Origin of the sequence: Rhodococcus sp. UYP9 (genome assembly GCF_040547235.1) — a bacterium.
Classification (GTDB): Bacteria; Actinomycetota; Actinomycetes; order Mycobacteriales; family Mycobacteriaceae; genus Rhodococcoides.
In genome coordinates this window covers 55,310-72,305 of the sequence record NZ_JBEPPH010000006.1, presented here as the reverse complement: position 1 = coordinate 72,305, position 16,996 = coordinate 55,310, and the positions used below count along the sequence as shown (strand labels likewise).

Sequence of the window (16,996 nt, the reverse complement as noted above, 5' to 3'; positions counted from 1 at the left end):
ACTGATTCGTCTCGTTCTTCACTGTACTGCGCAACACCTTCACTCGGCGATGGCTCGAGTCGACAGCGAAGGAGCAAACAGCTTCCATAATTCGGCGTCGGCGACTGCCAGCGCAGTTCGGTCGTAGGTCGAAGTCGACGCCAAAATCTCGTCGGCGTCGGTGCGCTCGATCAACTCCTCGAGCCGAATGGCAACCTCGTGGGCCGTGCCGTACACCGATGAATCGATCGAACGTTCCACTCGCTCCCTCGTTCGAGTGGGCACGGCGTCGAGATCGATTTCTCGGATCGGAACGAGCGGTGGAAACTCTCCGGTGTTCCTCGATTGAGCCATTGCCCAGGCCTCGGGCAGCATCAACTCGCGAGCACGGGCTGCCGAGTCCGCGATCATGATGTCGAGCGAGACGATGACGCGGGGAGTCGGGGAGAGCTCGGTGGCACGGAACTGACGTCGATAGGCTGCGATCTCGGCACCGTCACCCCAGAGAATCGGACCGCCGACCACCACGGGCAACCCAGCTTTCGCTGCTATCGCCAACCCCTTCCCTGTCGCCAGGACGTACATCGGCGGGGCAGGCACCGCCGGCCTGACCGTCACCGGGCCCGTCCCGTCGAGAAATCTCGACAGTTCGGCCAGATCGTCGGCGAACGTATCCGCTTCCTCACGACCGGTTCGGAGCGCGCGGCGAACAGGCTCGGTGAAGCCGAGCGAGCGCCCGAGACCCACGTCCACACGCCCCGGGTAGAGAGCGGCGAGCAGTGCGAACTGCTCGGCGACGACGAACGGCTGATGGTTCGGCAACATGACGCCACCGGAACCGAGCCGGATCCGCGAGGTCTGCGCGCCGATTGCCGCAAGCAACACCGGCGGGGCACCACTGGCAATACCGGGAACGCCGTGATGCTCTGCCACCCAGAACCGGTGGTAGCCAAGCTGTTCGGCGTGGACAGCGCGCTCGATCGACCCGGTCGGAGCGGAAGCGTCGTCGAAGCCTGTCCTCGTGCGGGAGCGATCGAGTATGGACAGAAGCACACCAGCGTCAACAGCCGATCGGTCGTGCATATTTCTCTGGCCAGCAGTGTTCACCGAACGAAAACTCGACTCGCGGACCGAAACTGTCCGCAATACTTGGCAGGCTTGCTGTCACCACAACGAAAGGGAGCGAACGAAACATGGACATCAAACTCGAACTCGTCATGATCCCGGTGAGCGACGTCGACCGAGCCAAGGACTTCTACGTCAAGATCGGATTCAACGCAGACCACGACGAGCGGCCAACGGACGAAATCCGCTTCGTACAATTGACCCCACCCGGATCTGTCTGCTCCATCGCCATCGGTGAAGGCATCACCACTGCCGCACCGGGGAGCGTCGAGGGCATGCAGGTCGTCGTCGCCAGCGCCGAACAAGCGCGCGAGCACCTCATCGCGGCAGGCCTCGACGTCGACCCCGTCGTCGACCTGGGATGGGGCAAGTTCGTGTTCTTCGCCGATCCCGACGGAAACAAATGGGCAGTCCAAGAACTCCCGGACTACGCCCACAAAGACTGACGGCCTCAGAGCGCGCGTAGCAGCAAGTCCGCGCGGATGCCGCGGTGATCGGAGCCGGGAAGTTCGACGACTCCCACATCGATCACCGCGGCGTCGCTGACAAGAATGTGGTCGATCGCTATCAACGGCGGATACCACGCGTCCGCAGAATACGTAGCCAAGTGACCAGCGCCGACCTCCATCGCCGCGTCACGGTAACGATCGCTCAGCAAGTCTCGGTACCGCTTGTGGTCGAACGTCGCATTGAAATCCCCCGACACCACCACTGGGCCGTCGTCGAGCGGGATCTTGTCCATCAACTGCCCGAGCGCGGCAAGTTCGCGCACCCACTCCGACGGGTGCCGTGGCCACGGCGGCACCGGGTGGACCGCAAACACCAGCGGCCACGGACCATCAGGAACCTGCACACGTGCCGAAAGTAATTCGGTGATGTAGCCATCGTGCCGAGTCTCGTCACTGATGGGATATCGCGAATAGATGCCTGTCCCGTTTCCACCCGACGCCGCGCTGACGAACGTGTACGGAAGGCGCTCGAGAATCCCCGCCGCAACGAGCCCCTCGTGCGCCGAAGGAGTCAACTCGACAACGGTCAGCACATCGGGCGAGTGAGCATCGACCGCAGCCACCACAGCACCCGCATCAGCCTCACCGAGCAGAATGTTGGCACTGAGCACACCGAACCGTGTGCCCTGAGTGTTGGGCTTGCGAAACCGCGACCGAACCAGAGGGAACTGAGCCGTGAGAGCAACCACGACAACCAACGACCCGAACGCGACGCCCCACCACCCGACACCCACACCGAGAAGCACAGCACCCGGAACGGCCGCCACCATGAGAAGACGAGCAAGCGCGGCCGCAACGAGCATGAACTGACCCGTCGAATCGACAATATGCGCGGCAATGCCCAGCAACGCGACCGCAACGAATACGGCCCCCAGAACGATGATCATTCGCGCCAGTATTTCAGCCACACCTGTGGAGGAGCTGGCAACACCTGCTCACCCAGGGCTGCGTCTGGTAAATCTCACGTAATCCGAAAGACCAGTCGCATTTATGCCCCGCAATGAGGAACAATGGCCGACGAGCCGCGATCGACTTCAGGGGACAAATACACGTGAAACGCAGGCAACTCCTTCAACTGGCAGCAGCAGGGCTCGTTGGACTTACCGCACCTCCACTTCTTTCCCGAACCCGAGCACACGCGATCCCGATCGGCGTCGGCTCGATCCGGTCACTCGTCCCAGAAATCTTCGTCGATCCGCCACGACCGCCGGAGCACTCGTCGGTCATCGTCATCGGTTCCGGCTTCGGAGCCAGCGCGGCCGCGCTACGCCTCGCGCAGGCCGGTAGTCAGGTCACCGTCCTCGAACGCGGTCTGCGCTGGCCGAGGGACCCATGGCGCGAGATCTTCACCGCCGACATGACCGCCGACGGCCGTGGCCTGTGGCAACAAGACTCGTTCACCAACATCACCGGCCTACCCGTCGGGCCCGTGGACAGGTTCGGCGGCGTACTCGACACCACCCGATTCGAGAACCTCTCCGTCTGGCGCGGCGCAGCTGTCGGCGGAGGGTCCATCGTCTACACCGGCGTCACGATCGCACCGGAACGCCGATTCTTCGACCTCTCCTTCGGCGGCAGGCTCAGCTACGACGACATGGCCGGAACCTGGTACCCCAAGGCCCGATCAATGCTGATGCCGTCGCAGATGCCCGACGACATCTACAACAGCGCAAATTTCGCGCACTCTCGAACCTGGGACGACCACGCCCGACGCGCCGGCTACCAACCCGAACGAGTCGACGGCAACTGGAACTGGAACGTTCTGCGCGATGAGATGACCGGACGGTCCCGCCCGTCCGCAACCGTCGGAGCAAGCACCTTCGGAAACTCGAACGGCGCAAAGCACGACCTGACCCAGAACTACATCCCGCAGGCCGAGAACACCGGACGGGCAACCGTCTGCCACAGCCACGAAGTCGCCTCGATCGGCACTGAATCCGGCGGCCGCTACCGCGTCGAGGTACGACGCCTCGACGCGGTAGGCAATGTTCTCGAAACTCGTATGCTCACCTGCGACAAACTCGTTCTCGGAGCCGGATCCATCGGCACCACAGAGCTTCTCGTGCGTGCGCAGGCCACCGGCACCTTGGGCAATCTGAACGAGTTCGTCGGTCGTGGTTGGGGCACCAACGGCGACGCCTCGATGACGCGATCGCTCGGACCTGCTGCAGGCGTACCGCAGGGCGCACCGTGCGCATCCCGAATCGTCGACGATTCCGGACTCCCCCTCACCGTCGAGAACTGGTATGTCCCAGGCGTACCCACGGACCTCGGCTTCATCGGCTCGCTCGGCATGACGATCGACCCACTCCGGGCAGACTTCCATTACAACGCCGCCACCGACTCGATGACGCTGAACTGGCCCAAAGGCGGCAGCCGTGACACCGTCGAAGCACTACGCGCAGTGCAGAACAAGATGGCTCAGGCCGGCGGCACCGTAGTCTCCGCGGAGCCGTTCACCCGCGACGTCGACGACACCTTCACCGCCCACCCGCTCGGTGGTGCGGTCCTCGGCGACGTCACCGACTCGTACGGACGCGTCAAAGGGCACGACGGACTCTACGTCGTAGACGGCGCCTTGATCCCCGGTAGCACCGGCGCAGCCAACCCCTCTCTCACCATCACCGCGCTCGCCGAACGGAACATCGCGAAAGTGATTGCCGACGGGCGGTAGGTGAGAGTCCCAGCGCCACCCGTCAGCAGAGTTCGCGAACCGAATTCGTCAACTCACGGAACAGCCCCGCACCCAGGAAAATGGGTGCGGGGCTTGATTCGTTTTATCGCACGACGAAAGCCCCGCCTCCCGACCGAAGTCGGAGTGCGGGGCTTGATTCGTTTTATCGCACGAAAAAAACCCCGCCTCCCGACCGAAGTCGGAGTGCGGGGCTTTCGTCTTCTAGCAGAAACGCCTAGCGGTACTCGTTGGAGAAGCCGTAGTCGTCGAGCGGCACTGCTGCGCCGGTGTTGGCTCCGAAGCCATCCGGGCTGTAGTACTGATCGTCGTACGACGGCACCGCGTATGCCGCGGCACGCGCCTCTTCGGTCGGCTGCACCTGGATGTTGCGGTACCGGTTGATGCCGGTACCAGCCGGGATGAGCTTTCCGATGATGACGTTCTCCTTCAGACCTATGAGCTTGTCGCTACGGCAGTTGATAGCCGCATCGGTGAGCACACGAGTGGTCTCCTGGAAGGACGCTGCAGACAGCCACGAATCGGTTGCCAGCGAGGCCTTGGTGATACCCATCAGGACCGGCCGTCCGGCTGCGGGCTCGCCACCTTCGGACACGACGCGACGGTTCGACGCCTCGAATTCGCTGCGCTCGGTAAGTGAACCGGGCAGGAATTCGGTGGAGCCGGAGTCGATGATCGTGACACGACGGAGCATCTGGCGCACGATCGTCTCGATGTGCTTGTCGTGAATCGACACACCCTGCGACCGGTACACCTCCTGGACCTCGTTCACCAGGTGGATCTGAACCTGACGAGGACCCATCACGCGCAGAACCTCGTGCGGATCGGCAGCACCTTCCATGAGCTGCTGGCCGACCTCGACGTGGTCACCGTCCGACAGAAGTCGCTCGGTGCCGTCGTCGTGCTTGAAAGCACGCAGACGCTGACGCTTGGAGAGCTTGTCGTAGACAACCTCCTCACCGCCGTCGTCCGGGACGATGGTGATCTTGTAGAAACGATCGCCGTCCTCGAGCTGGATGCGACCCGACACGTCCGCGATCGGAGCCTTGCCCTTCGGCACACGTGCCTCGAACAGCTCCTGCACGCGAGGCAGACCACCGGTGATGTCATCTCCGGCGACACCACCCTGGTGGAAGGTACGCATGGTCAGCTGAGTACCGGGCTCACCGATCGACTGTGCGGCGACGATACCGACGGCCTCACCGATGTCGACCAACTTGCCGGTGGCCATCGAACGGCCGTAGCAAGTGGCGCAGACGCCGGTACCGGTGGTGCAGGTCAGGACCGAGCGAACCTTGACCGACGTGACGCCCGCTTCGAGCAACGCGTCGATGGCCGGATCGCCGAGGTCATGTCCACGAGCGACGATGACCGTGCCGTTCGCGTCGACAGCATCGCTCGCCAATGTACGGGCGTACGTGCTGGTCTCGACGTGAGCGTCGCGGATCATCGTGCCATCGGCGAGCTTCTCGGCGATGGTCGTGTTGATGCCGCGCTCGGTGCCACAGTCGGTTTCCCGAACGATGACATCCTGCGAAACGTCGACGAGACGACGGGTCAGGTAACCCGAGTCGGCGGTACGAAGTGCCGTATCCGCCAGACCCTTACGAGCACCGTGCGTGTTGATGAAGTACTCGAGAACCGTCAGGCCTTCCTTGAAGGAAGACTTGATCGGACGCGGGATGAACTCACCCTTCGGGTTGGTCACCAGGCCCTTCATGCCGGCGAGCGACCGCACCTGAGTCATGTTTCCGGCTGCGCCGGACTTCACGATCATCGGGATGGGGTTGTCGTCGGGGAAGTGCGCCTCCATGGCCTTACCGACCTGCTCGGTCGCGTCCTGCCAGATCTTGACCAGTGCAGAGTTGCGCTCGACCTTGTCGAGTGCGCCACGCTGGTACTTCTTTTCGATCTGATCGGCCTGCGCCTCGAAGGTCTCCATGATCGCCGGCTTCTCCGGCGGCACGAGGACGTCGGAGATGGAGATCGTGACACCCGAACGCGTGGCCCAGTAGAAGCCTGCGTCCTTCAGCTTGTCGACGGTCTGCGCAACAACGATCATCGGGTAACGCTCGGCGAGATCGTTGATGATCGTCGCCTGACGCTTCTTCGGCATCTGCTCGTTGACGAACGGGTAGTCCGCCGGCAGCAGCTCGTTGAAGAGAACGCGTCCCAATGTCGTTTCCGCGATCCAAGACTCGCCACGACGCCAACCGTCGGGGAAACGCTCGGTCTCGATGTCGCGCGGCGGACGCTGCAGCGTCAACCGAACCTTGATCTGCGACTGCACGGTGAGCGAACCGCGGTCGACGGCCATCTGGGCCTCGGCCGGGCTGGAGTACGCACCGAACTCGGCATGGTCCGTCTTGGCGTCGGCACGTTCACCGATGGCACCGTCGTCGAGACGAGTCAGGTGGAACAGACCCGTGACCATGTCCAGACGCGGCATGGCGAGCGGACGACCCGACGCAGGCGAGAGGATGTTGTTCGAGGACAGCATCAAGATGCGTGCCTCGGCCTGAGCCTCTGCCGACAGCGGCAGGTGGACAGCCATCTGGTCACCGTCGAAGTCGGCGTTGAACGCCTCACACACGAGCGGATGCAGCTGGATTGCCTTGCCCTCGACGAGCTGTGGCTCGAACGCCTGGATGCCCAACCGGTGCAGGGTAGGTGCACGGTTCAGCAGCACTGGATGCTCGGCGATGACCTCTTCGAGGACATCCCACACCTGCGGACGCTGACGCTCGACCATGCGCTTGGCCGACTTGATGTTCTGCGCGTGGTTCAGATCCACCAGGCGCTTCATCACGAACGGCTTGAACAGCTCGAGTGCCATCAGCTTCGGCAGACCACACTGGTGCAGCTTGAGCTGAGGACCGACGACGATCACGGAACGACCCGAGTAGTCGACGCGCTTACCGAGGAGGTTCTGGCGGAAGCGACCCTGCTTGCCCTTGAGCAAGTCGGACAGCGACTTGAGCGGACGGTTACCCGGTCCGGTGACCGGACGTCCACGACGGCCGTTGTCGAACAGTGCGTCGACCGACTCCTGCAGCATCCGCTTCTCGTTGTTGACGATGATCTCGGGAGCACCGAGATCGATCAGTCGCTTGAGGCGGTTGTTGCGGTTGATGACACGGCGGTACAGGTCGTTGAGGTCGGACGTCGCGAAACGTCCACCGTCGAGCTGAACCATCGGGCGAAGCTCCGGTGGGATGACCGGAACAGCGTCGAGAACCATGCCCATCGGCGAGTTGCGGTTGTTCTGGAAGGCCGCGACGACCTTCAGACGCTTGAGCGCGCGAAGCTTCTTCTGGCCCTTGCCGCTACGAATGGTCTCGCGCAGCGACTCTGCCTCGGCGTCGATGTCGAAGGTCTGCATGAGCTTCTGGATCGACTCGGCACCCATGGCACCGGTGAAGTACTCGCCGTACCGGTCGATGAGCTCGCGGTAGATGAGCTCGTCGACGATGAGCTGCTTCGGGGTCAGCTTCGTGAACGTAGTCCAGATCTCTTCCAGACGATCCAGCTCGCGCTGCGAACGGTCGCGCAGCTGACGCATTTCGCGCTCGCCGCCGTCCTTCACCTTGCGACGTACGTCCGACTTGGCACCCTCGGCTTCGAGCTCGGCGATGTCGGCTTCGAGCTTCTGCGCACGAGCTTCGAGGTCGGCGTCACGCTGATCGGCGACCGACTTCTTCTCGACCTCCATCTCGGCCTCGAGAGTCGACAGCTCGTTGTGACGGAGCTCGTCGTCGACCGTCGTGATGACGTAGGCAGCGAAGTAGATGATCTTTTCGAGATCCTTCGGAGCCAGGTCGAGCAGGTAACCGAGACGTGACGGCACACCCTTGAAGTACCAGATGTGCGTGACGGGAGCGGCGAGTTCGATGTGCCCCATGCGCTCACGACGCACCTTGGCGCGAGTGACCTCGACGCCACAACGCTCACAGATGATGCCCTTGAACCGGACACGCTTGTACTTACCGCAGTAGCACTCCCAGTCCCGAGTGGGGCCGAAGATCTTCTCGCAGAAGAGGCCGTCCTTCTCGGGCTTGAGCGTGCGGTAGTTGATAGTCTCCGGCTTTTTGACCTCACCGTAGGACCACTGACGGATGTCGTCCGCAGTGGCGAGGCCAATGCGAAGTTCATCGAAGAAGTTGACGTCGAGCACGTAACTTCCTTTCCCCGTTATGGGTGTTGTACCAAACTGCCATTGAGAACAGTCATATGAGAAAGAGCGCCCTCGGGCCTGCGATAACCGCAGGCCCGAGGACCGTAGAACTACTGAGCGAGGTCGTCGACCGTTGCAGCTTCGTTGCGGGAGAGGTTGATTCCCAGGTTGGCCGCGGCACGCTCGAGGTCCTCGTCGTCACCGTCGGCCATCGTGATGGCAGCGCCGTCCGAGGACAGCACCTCCACGTTGAGGCACAGTGACTGGAGCTCTTTGAGGAGCACCTTGAAGGACTCGGGGATACCGGGCTCGGGAATGTTCTCGCCCTTGACGATCGCTTCGTACACCTTCACGCGGCCGACAACGTCGTCCGACTTGATGGTGAGAAGTTCCTGCAGCGTGTACGCAGCGCCGTAGGCCTGCATGGCCCAGCACTCCATCTCACCGAAGCGCTGTCCACCGAACTGCGCTTTACCACCGAGGGGCTGCTGAGTGATCATCGAGTACGGCCCGGTCGAACGAGCGTGGATCTTGTCGTCGACCAAGTGGTGCAGCTTGATGATGTACATGTAGCCCACGGACACCGGGTACGGGAACGGCTCGCCGGAACGGCCGTCGAACAAGGTGGCCTTTCCGTCCGGACCGACCATCTGCTCGCCGTCGCGGTTGGGAATCGTGCTGGCCAGCAGGCCGGTCAGCTGATTCTCCTTGGCGCCGTCGAACACCGGGGTGGCGATATTGCTGTCCGCAGGTGCCGAGAGCATCTCCTCCGGAAGACGCTCGGCCCAATCGGGCCGGGTGCCGTCCGTGGCCACTTGAACATTCCAGCCGGTCTTGCCGATCCACCCGAGGTGGGTCTCCAAGATCTGACCGATGTTCATACGACGCGGAACACCGTGGGTGTTGAGAATGATGTCGATCGGGGTGCCGTCGGACAGGAACGGCATGTCCTCCTGCGGGAGGATCTTGCCGATGACGCCCTTGTTACCGTGCCGGCCTGCGAGCTTGTCGCCGTCCTGAATCTTGCGCTTCTGGGCGACGTACACGCGGACCAACTCGTTGACGCCGGGAGGCAGATCGTCGTCGTCGTCGCGTGAGAACACGCGAATGCCGATGACCTTTCCGTTCTCGCCGTGCGGAACCTTGAGGGAAGTATCGCGAACCTCGCGAGCCTTCTCACCGAAGATGGCACGCAGGAGACGCTCTTCCGGGGTCAGCTCGGTCTCGCCCTTCGGCGTGACCTTTCCGACCAGCACGTCGCCGTCACGAACCTCGGCACCGATACGGATGATGCCGCGCTCGTCGAGGTCGGCGAGGACCTCGTCGGACACGTTCGGAATGTCACGAGTGATCTCCTCGGCACCGAGCTTGGTGTCGCGAGCATCGATCTCGTGCTCCTCGATGTGAATCGAGGTGAGAACGTCCTCTTCCACGAGACGCTGCGAAAGAATGATCGCGTCCTCGTAGTTGTGGCCTTCCCACGGCATGATCGCCACGAGCAGGTTCTTGCCGAGCGCCATTTCACCGTCTTCGGTGCATGGGCCGTCGGCGAGGACCTGACCGGACTCGACGCGCTGACCCTCGTCCACGATCGGACGCTGGTTGGCACACGTGCCCTGGTTGGAACGCGCAAACTTGCGCATCCGGTAGGTCTTGCGGCTACCGTCGTCGGCCATGACCGTGACGTAGTCGGCGGAGACCTCTTCGACCACACCGGTCATTTCGCTGATCACGACGTCACCTGCATCGACTGCGGCGCGCAGTTCCATGCCGGTACCGACGATCGGCGATTCGCTGCGTACCAGCGGAACGGCCTGACGCTGCATGTTCGCACCCATCAGGGCACGGTTGGCATCGTCGTGCTCGAGGAACGGAATCATCGCGGTTGCGACCGAGACCATCTGGCGCGGTGAAACGTCCATGTAGTCGATGTCCGCGGACGACACGAACTCGACCTCGCCACCCTTACGGCGAACAAGAATCTTGTCCTCGACGAAATGGTCGCTGTCGTCCAGAGGCGCGTTGGCCTGTGCGAGCGTGTGGCGATCCTCTTCATCGGCCGTCAGGTAATCGACATCGTCGGTGACCTGACCGTCGACGACCTTGCGGTACGGAGTCTCGATGAAGCCGAACGGGTTGACCCGTGCGTAAACCGACAGCGAGCCGATCAGGCCGATATTCGGGCCTTCAGGGGTCTCGATGGGGCACATACGGCCGTAGTGCGACGGGTGAACGTCACGGACCTCGAGGCCGGCGCGCTCACGGGAGAGACCACCCGGTCCGAGGGCCGACAGGCGACGCTTGTGCGTCAGACCCGACAGCGGGTTGTTCTGGTCCATGAACTGCGACAGCTGGGAGGTTCCGAAGAACTCCTTGATCGCGGCGACGACGGGACGGATGTTGATCAGGGTCTGCGGCGTGATGGCCTCGACATCCTGAGTCGTCATACGTTCGCGAACGACGCGCTCCATGCGGGAAAGCCCCACGCGGATCTGGTTCTGAATCAGCTCACCGACGGTACGGAGACGACGATTGCCGAAGTGGTCGATATCGTCGACCTCGACGGGAACCTCGACACCATCCGGTGCCGTCATCGAGGTGTCACCTGCGTGCAAACGCACGAGGTACTCGATGGTGGCGACGATGTCTTCTTCAGTGAGCGTCGAAGCGACGATCGGCTGACCTGCATTGAGGCCGAGCTTCTTGTTGATCTTGTAACGACCCACGCGGGCGAGGTCGTAGCGCTTGTCCTTGAAGAACAAGTTCTCCAGGAGCGTCTGCGCGCTCTCCTTCGTGGGCGGCTCGCCTGGACGCAACTTGCGGTAGATATCGAGAAGCGCCTCGTCGGTACCGGCTGTGTTGTCCTTCTCCAGCGTGGCCATGAGGATCTCGGAGAAGCCGAAGCGCTCCGTGATCTGCTCCGTGGACCAGCCGAGAGCCTTCAGCAGCACCGTGACGGGCTGGCGACGCTTACGGTCGATACGAACACCGACGGTGTCGCGCTTGTCGACGTCGAACTCCAACCAGGCACCGCGACCAGGAATGACCTTGACGCTGTGCAGGTCCTTCTCCGTCGTCTTGTCGACCGAATGATCGAAGTAGACGCCTGGAGAGCGGACGAGCTGGGAGACGACGACACGCTCGGTGCCGTTGATGATGAACGTGCCCTTGCCGGTCATCATGGGGAAATCACCCATGAAGACCGTCTGGCTCTTGATCTCACCGGTGTTGTTGTTGATGAACTCGGCCGTCACGAACAATGGCGCCGCGTACGTCATGTCCTTGTCTTTGCACTCGTCCATCGAGGCCTTGACCTCGTCGAACCGTGGATCAGAGAAGGAAAGGGACATAGAGCCCGAGAAGTCCTCGATCGGGGACAGCTCGGTCAGGATGTCCTCGAGACCGCCGGAGACACCACTGTCTCCGCGCGCGGCGGCACGGTCGCGCCAACTCTGCGCACCTACCAGCCATTCGAAAGAGTCCGTCTGTACATCTAGGAGACCGGGTACCTCCAACGGTTCGCGAATATTCGCGAACGAAACCCTCCTCGGGGCTCCCGGTGTTCCGACAACTGCCTTGGTCTGGCTAGAGACTGCCAAGATGCGTCCTTCCAGCACCTCACGCGGGCCGCTCGTGCAGTGCGACCGCCGCTGTATCTGCTTGCTAATGTGGGGCGAATTCGCTGGTCACAACCCGAACGAATCCCCATCACAACACCGACGAAGTAATCACTTCGCAGCACAGCAATCGAGAGGTGGACAGGAGGCACCCAGCGCAACGTCCAAAGGTACCCCATACGTGCGCACAGCGCAACAGGGGCATCAAAAGTAGCACCCGGGATTCGATACTGCGAGGCCCTGAGAACGGCGAGTCGCAGACCGTGCGTTCGATCGAACACTCCGATCGTTCACCGCGGGGGTGCTTACGACGACAAGACTGGACCCTGCACGCCCGCGCGTCAAGAGGGCTGGGCGGCAAGTCCGCGTTCCATGCGCATTCCATGCGCTTTCCATGCGCTTTTCACTCCGGATCGGCCGAACCGAGGCGCACCCACCCCACCATCGCTTCGATGTGCCATTCATACGATCAGATGACTTGGGTGCGCCATTCATGCGATTGGGCGCGACGTGCCGGGCGGGCAGTAGCCACTCGACCACGCCCACCCGTCACCACCGCTACCGGCGAGTTCCTACTTCGTCTCGCGCCAGCGGGTCGCCTCTGCCAGCTCGAAACCGTAGCGGTCGGCCAGCTCTCCGAGCCGTTCGACATTCGCACTGTCCAGAGCGGTACCGAGACTGCGGAGGTCGAATTCCCGAGACAGCGACAACAACATCGTCTCGGCCATGCATGCGTAGGTCAGGCCAGGTGCGAGGCCGAAAGTAAGTCCGAAGTCCGAACCCTCGGGCAAACGCACGATCCCACCGTCGAACACGGTCACGTCAGGGCGGACGAGGCCGACGTCGTAAGGAATGTTCGGCGGCTGAGCGACGTCACACACAATCGCATTCGGAGCCAGGTCGGCTGCGTCGATCAACGCGTGTGGAGCCGATGTCGCTGCGATCACGATATGGGCGCGCGCAACGCCCGCCGCCGGGTCGTCGAAGAATTCCAGATGCCCTGATCCGATCAAGTCGTCGACCGAGCCGCCTGCTTGCTCTGCCGCAATTGCCAGCGCACCTCTCCCCCCACGCGCGGCAGCTGCGATTTCGATTGCCGCATCCCATAGCTTCGGGGCAATCTGTCCTCGTTCACCGGGACGGCCTACCAAAGTGACGGTGCCGACGTCCGGCGCCAGTACACGCGCAATCGTCCGACCGATTGCACCCGCGGCACCGAGGATGGTCACGCGCAGATCGGCAAGGTCGAGCCCACGCTCAGAGCAGACACGTCGAACCGCGCGGATACTGGCTGCGGCAGTGAACGAGTTACCCGTCGTCACGACGCCCGACATCTCACCGAGCGCCAGACCGTTGGCGGTGACCACCGAGGAGTACCCGCCCAGACCCACGACTTCTGCACCCGCGTCGAATGCCAACTGCACTGCCGCCGACACCGACGCCACCGCTACCTCGGCAGGCAGCTCGAGCAGTGCCGCCGAGGTGTACGGCAATCCGATCAGATAGCCGTGTGCTGCAACCCCTGACGTCGGAACAATCCGGCCACTGCCGATGACGAACGGGGACGGATTCAATTCCGATGTCGCCGAGGCGAATCGATTCAACAGTTCCGCTCGCTCCGCATGTGTGAATTCGACGAGAGTCGGGTCGAACGCGCCGAACACCTCCAAGTTCAGGGGGTGCGCGATGAAACCGAATCGGTGGTCGCTCTCCTGTGCCGGTAGGTGCGGGATCCGCCGGGCCCCGGTCGGATATACCGTCGGCTCCGCTTTGGCCGGCCGTCCGACGAGGTGGCCGATCAGGCCGCCCAGATCACCCTCTGCCACGAAGGAGAGGGCACGATCCAACGCTGCCACGAACTGACGGCATTCGGAGTCGGAGACGGTCAGCGGCGGCTCGACGCGAAGCACCCGCGCCCCGAACAGTGTCGGCGCCAGGCGTATTCCTTCGACCCGGGACAGATAGGAGGAGATCATCACCGCAAGATTCTGCTGATGCGCGATAGAACCGAGGAGTGACTGCACGCCCACGAAATTGATGTCTTCCGTAAGCTCGACGCCGAGGAGAAGTCCACGTCCACGAACGTCGGTGACGACTGATGGATACTTCCGTGCGATCCTCTCCAGCTCACTCTTCAACACCTCACCGCAACCGCGGACTCTCCGGACCAGCGCCTGGCTATCGGCAATCAGTTCATCCACTACTGCCACTCCGACGCGAGCGGTCAATGCATTTCCAGCGAACGTCGAAGTGTGTCGGAGAGAGAAGCTTTCGCCGACCAACTCCGGCTTGCACAGCACTGCGCCACTGGGAAGAACACCACCGCCCAGAGCCTTGGCAAGCGTCAGGATGTCCGGGACTACCGATTCGTGTTCACAGGCGAACAGCCGTCCGGTTCGCCCCAGTCCGGTCTGCACTTCGTCGAGTGCCATGAGAACTCCATGCGCAGAGCATATTTCACGAACGCGGCGCAGGTATCCCTCCGGTGGCGTGATCACCCCGCCCTCCCCCTGAATGGGCTCGACCACGAATACCGCGTACTGATCTGGATTGTCGGTGAGCGCTGCGTCCAGCGCGTCGCTGTCACCGAAGGCAATGGAGGCAAACCCGGGGGCCGGAGCCCCGAAGCCCGCCTGATACTTGGCATTTCCGGTGGCCGACAGCGCGCCCAGCGTTTTTCCGTGAAAACTGTTGTGTGTGCTGAGAACTCCCAGCCGCCCTGTCGCTGATCGTGCGATTTTGATGGCGACCTCCACTGCCTCGGCGCCACTGTTGACAAACGTGACACGCCCCAGTCCTGCAGGCGCGACAGAGACCAAACTCGACGCAAGATCCCCGGCCGCAGAGAGCACAGCCGGTTGCACGAAGACGGCCTCACCACTGTTGCGTACGGCGTCCATCGCCTGCCACACAGCTCGAGGATTGTGCCCGAAAGGCAAGGCCCCATATGCGCCTGCGAAATCGAGATAGCTTCGACCTTCGGCGTCGAACAAGACTGTGCCCTCGCCCCGGACATACTCCGTGTCCAGGTCGACGGCGCTCAACAGCCGCATCAGCTCGGGGTTCACCCGCTCCGAAAATCCAACCCTCCCGGAGGACTGCGTTGAAACTCGTGCACTTGTCGTGTCGGTCATGACTGCTCCGTGATCTCGCGAAACCCGCCCCTGGCCGCCCGCGCACCCCGCGGCGACCTCGAGCAACCAGAGCTCGCCCCACTGCAGGACGCAGTCGCGATGTTAACCGCAGATTGCACCGACCTTCTGCGTGTATCCGATCACAAGCACGGGTCGGCCACGATCCGACGAAAGCGCTACTTGTCCGTCAGCGCCGACAACAGCCACTTCCCGTCGACCTTCTCGAGGTTGATGGTGATCGGTCCTTCGGCGTTGCCTTGCGCGACACCTGCCTGAGTTGCACTGACATTCAGGTTCGCAACCAGTTCAGCTTTGTCGTCCTCGAGGATCGTGACACCGATATCGGTCAAGCTGGCCTCGGTCGCCGTCTGGGTCTGCTGAACCGCCGACTTGGTCGTCTCGGCCGCCTCGTCGAAATCGGACAGCATCTGTGGATTGAGGTAGGTTCGCGCCCTGTCGAAATCCTCGTCGATGGTCGTGTCTTTGTACGAGTACAAAGTTACGACGGCATCCGTCGCAGCACGAGTGGCCTCGGACGTTGCGCCCTGATCTACCCAGGCCTGGTTGTCGATCGTCGCACCAGGTCGAAATGCCGCAATCACTGCAAAGGCGGCCAGGGCGACGGCGACTACGCCGACCACGATCACCGGTTTTCGGTTCGTCCGATTCGAAGCGGTGACAGCGCCGGCATTCGGAGCATCGGCGGGCTTTGCCGTGTCTGCTTTCTCAGCCTTCGCAGTGGACACCTTCGGCGTCGCAGGTGACGTCGTGTCGGCCGCTTGTGTACCGCTGGAGGGACCGATTCCGGACGTATTCGCCGCTGGAGACGCTTCGCGAATGGCAGGATCCTGCACCTGCACAGGTTCTCCGCTCGGAGGTCGGTTCGATCCGGCGACCTTCTTGCGGGCCTTGCTGGTGGTGTTGGGGGGAACTATTTTCCGGCGCTGAGGAGGCACTGCGGACAACTCCTTGTGAGATACGTTCTTCGACCGACGCACGTGGTTCGACGAAACATCCGGATGGGCTTACTGTCCACCGGTTGCGTCGGGTACTGGTGCGGGACCTTCGACTGTGGACGGTGCGGCACCTGGATCGACCGGCGCGGCATTCGGATCCGCCGGCCCGGCATTCGGATCGACCGGCGCGGCATTCGGATCGACCGGCACCGCGTTCGGGTCGACAGCACCGTTGTCGAGGGCGATTCCGGTCCCGACGGGGTCGACCTTGTTCGCCTTCCACGTACCGTCCACGTCTTCCATGAACAGACGCAAGGTCAGCTTGCTCTTGACTGCGGGGCGATCCGGCCAGGTCGTGGTCGTGGCGATGACCACGAGCGCTGTTGCGGTTCCCTCGTCGGTACTGAGTTCGGTGAGGGTCCCGTGCAGCAGTTCGGCTGAACCTTTGGCACCCGAATTGCGTACTTCGTCGGAAATGCTCGACTGAGTGGAAGTAAGGTCGTTCAACATCGAGTCACCGGTGATCGAGGACTTCATGTCCTCGAACGACTGGTCGATATTGGCTGCGTCGACGGTGTTGAGATTGATCGCCACCTGCTGCGCGCCGGTCAACGCAGAATCTCGCGTGTCGGCGATGGGCTTGTCGACGAAGAGTGCTTGCCCCCAGCCTATTCCGAACCACACCGCAGCGACGAGAGCTGCGACGGCAACGATGGATACGCCGATCAGGACCGGCCTTGCTTTGTTCTTCGACCCAGGAGACGACGGTGTCGCTTCCTGGGTGTCGGTGTTTGACGTCACACTCACAAC

Annotated in this window: 9 protein-coding genes; 2 read left to right on the top strand and 7 right to left on the bottom strand. The window is 62.5% G+C overall.

All coding sequences use genetic code 11. The annotated features are described in order from the left end of the window. Positions 1-39 precede the first annotated feature (39 nt). Entirely contained in the window at positions 40-1,062 is a 1,023-nt protein-coding gene (locus ABIB36_RS17165; protein ID WP_502944923.1) for an MsnO8 family LLM class oxidoreductase, read from the bottom strand. A gap of 110 nt (positions 1,063-1,172) precedes the next feature. Between ABIB36_RS17165 and ABIB36_RS17160 the strand changes: the two genes are divergently transcribed. Next, positions 1,173-1,550, top strand: a complete 378-nt coding sequence (locus ABIB36_RS17160) for a VOC family protein (protein ID WP_354561308.1) — start codon at positions 1,173-1,175, stop codon at positions 1,548-1,550. A gap of 5 nt (positions 1,551-1,555) precedes the next feature. On the opposite strand, the gene ABIB36_RS17155 is transcribed toward ABIB36_RS17160, so the two are convergent. Beyond that, the gene (locus tag ABIB36_RS17155) at positions 1,556-2,500 is read right to left on the bottom strand and encodes an endonuclease/exonuclease/phosphatase family protein (protein ID WP_354561305.1); all 945 of its coding nucleotides are present in this window, start codon (positions 2,498-2,500) and stop codon (positions 1,556-1,558) included. A 164-nt stretch (positions 2,501-2,664) separates the two neighbouring features. On the opposite strand from ABIB36_RS17155, the gene ABIB36_RS17150 reads away from it, so the two are divergent. Continuing rightward, positions 2,665-4,287 carry a GMC oxidoreductase gene (locus tag ABIB36_RS17150; protein WP_354561302.1) on the top strand — a complete coding sequence of 541 codons (1,623 nt, stop codon included), beginning with the start codon at positions 2,665-2,667 and terminating at the stop codon, positions 4,285-4,287. Between the two features lie 235 nt (positions 4,288-4,522). Here ABIB36_RS17150 and ABIB36_RS17145 read toward each other — a convergent pair whose 3' ends face one another. The 5 genes from ABIB36_RS17145 to ABIB36_RS17125 all read right to left on the bottom strand — a co-directional run bounded on the left by ABIB36_RS17145 (position 4,523) and on the right by ABIB36_RS17125 (position 16,987). Continuing rightward, entirely contained in the window at positions 4,523-8,479 is a 3,957-nt protein-coding gene (locus tag ABIB36_RS17145) for a DNA-directed RNA polymerase subunit beta' (RefSeq protein WP_084346125.1), read from the bottom strand. A gap of 110 nt (positions 8,480-8,589) precedes the next feature. Continuing rightward, positions 8,590-12,096, bottom strand: coding sequence for a DNA-directed RNA polymerase subunit beta (gene rpoB / locus ABIB36_RS17140; protein ID WP_084346126.1), 3,507 nt, complete (start codon positions 12,094-12,096; stop codon positions 8,590-8,592). 572 nt (positions 12,097-12,668) lie between these two features. Then, positions 12,669-15,230, bottom strand: a complete 2,562-nt coding sequence (locus ABIB36_RS17135) for an aminotransferase class III-fold pyridoxal phosphate-dependent enzyme (protein WP_084346127.1) — start codon at positions 15,228-15,230, stop codon at positions 12,669-12,671. 176 nt (positions 15,231-15,406) lie between these two features. Next, positions 15,407-16,186: a hypothetical protein gene (locus ABIB36_RS17130; protein ID WP_354561300.1), complete on the bottom strand. Its 780-nt coding sequence runs from the start codon at positions 16,184-16,186 to the stop codon at positions 15,407-15,409. A 69-nt stretch (positions 16,187-16,255) separates the two neighbouring features. Then, positions 16,256-16,987 carry a hypothetical protein gene (locus tag ABIB36_RS17125; RefSeq protein WP_084346128.1) on the bottom strand — a complete coding sequence of 244 codons (732 nt, stop codon included), beginning with the start codon at positions 16,985-16,987 and terminating at the stop codon, positions 16,256-16,258. Positions 16,988-16,996: the final 9 nt, after the last annotated feature.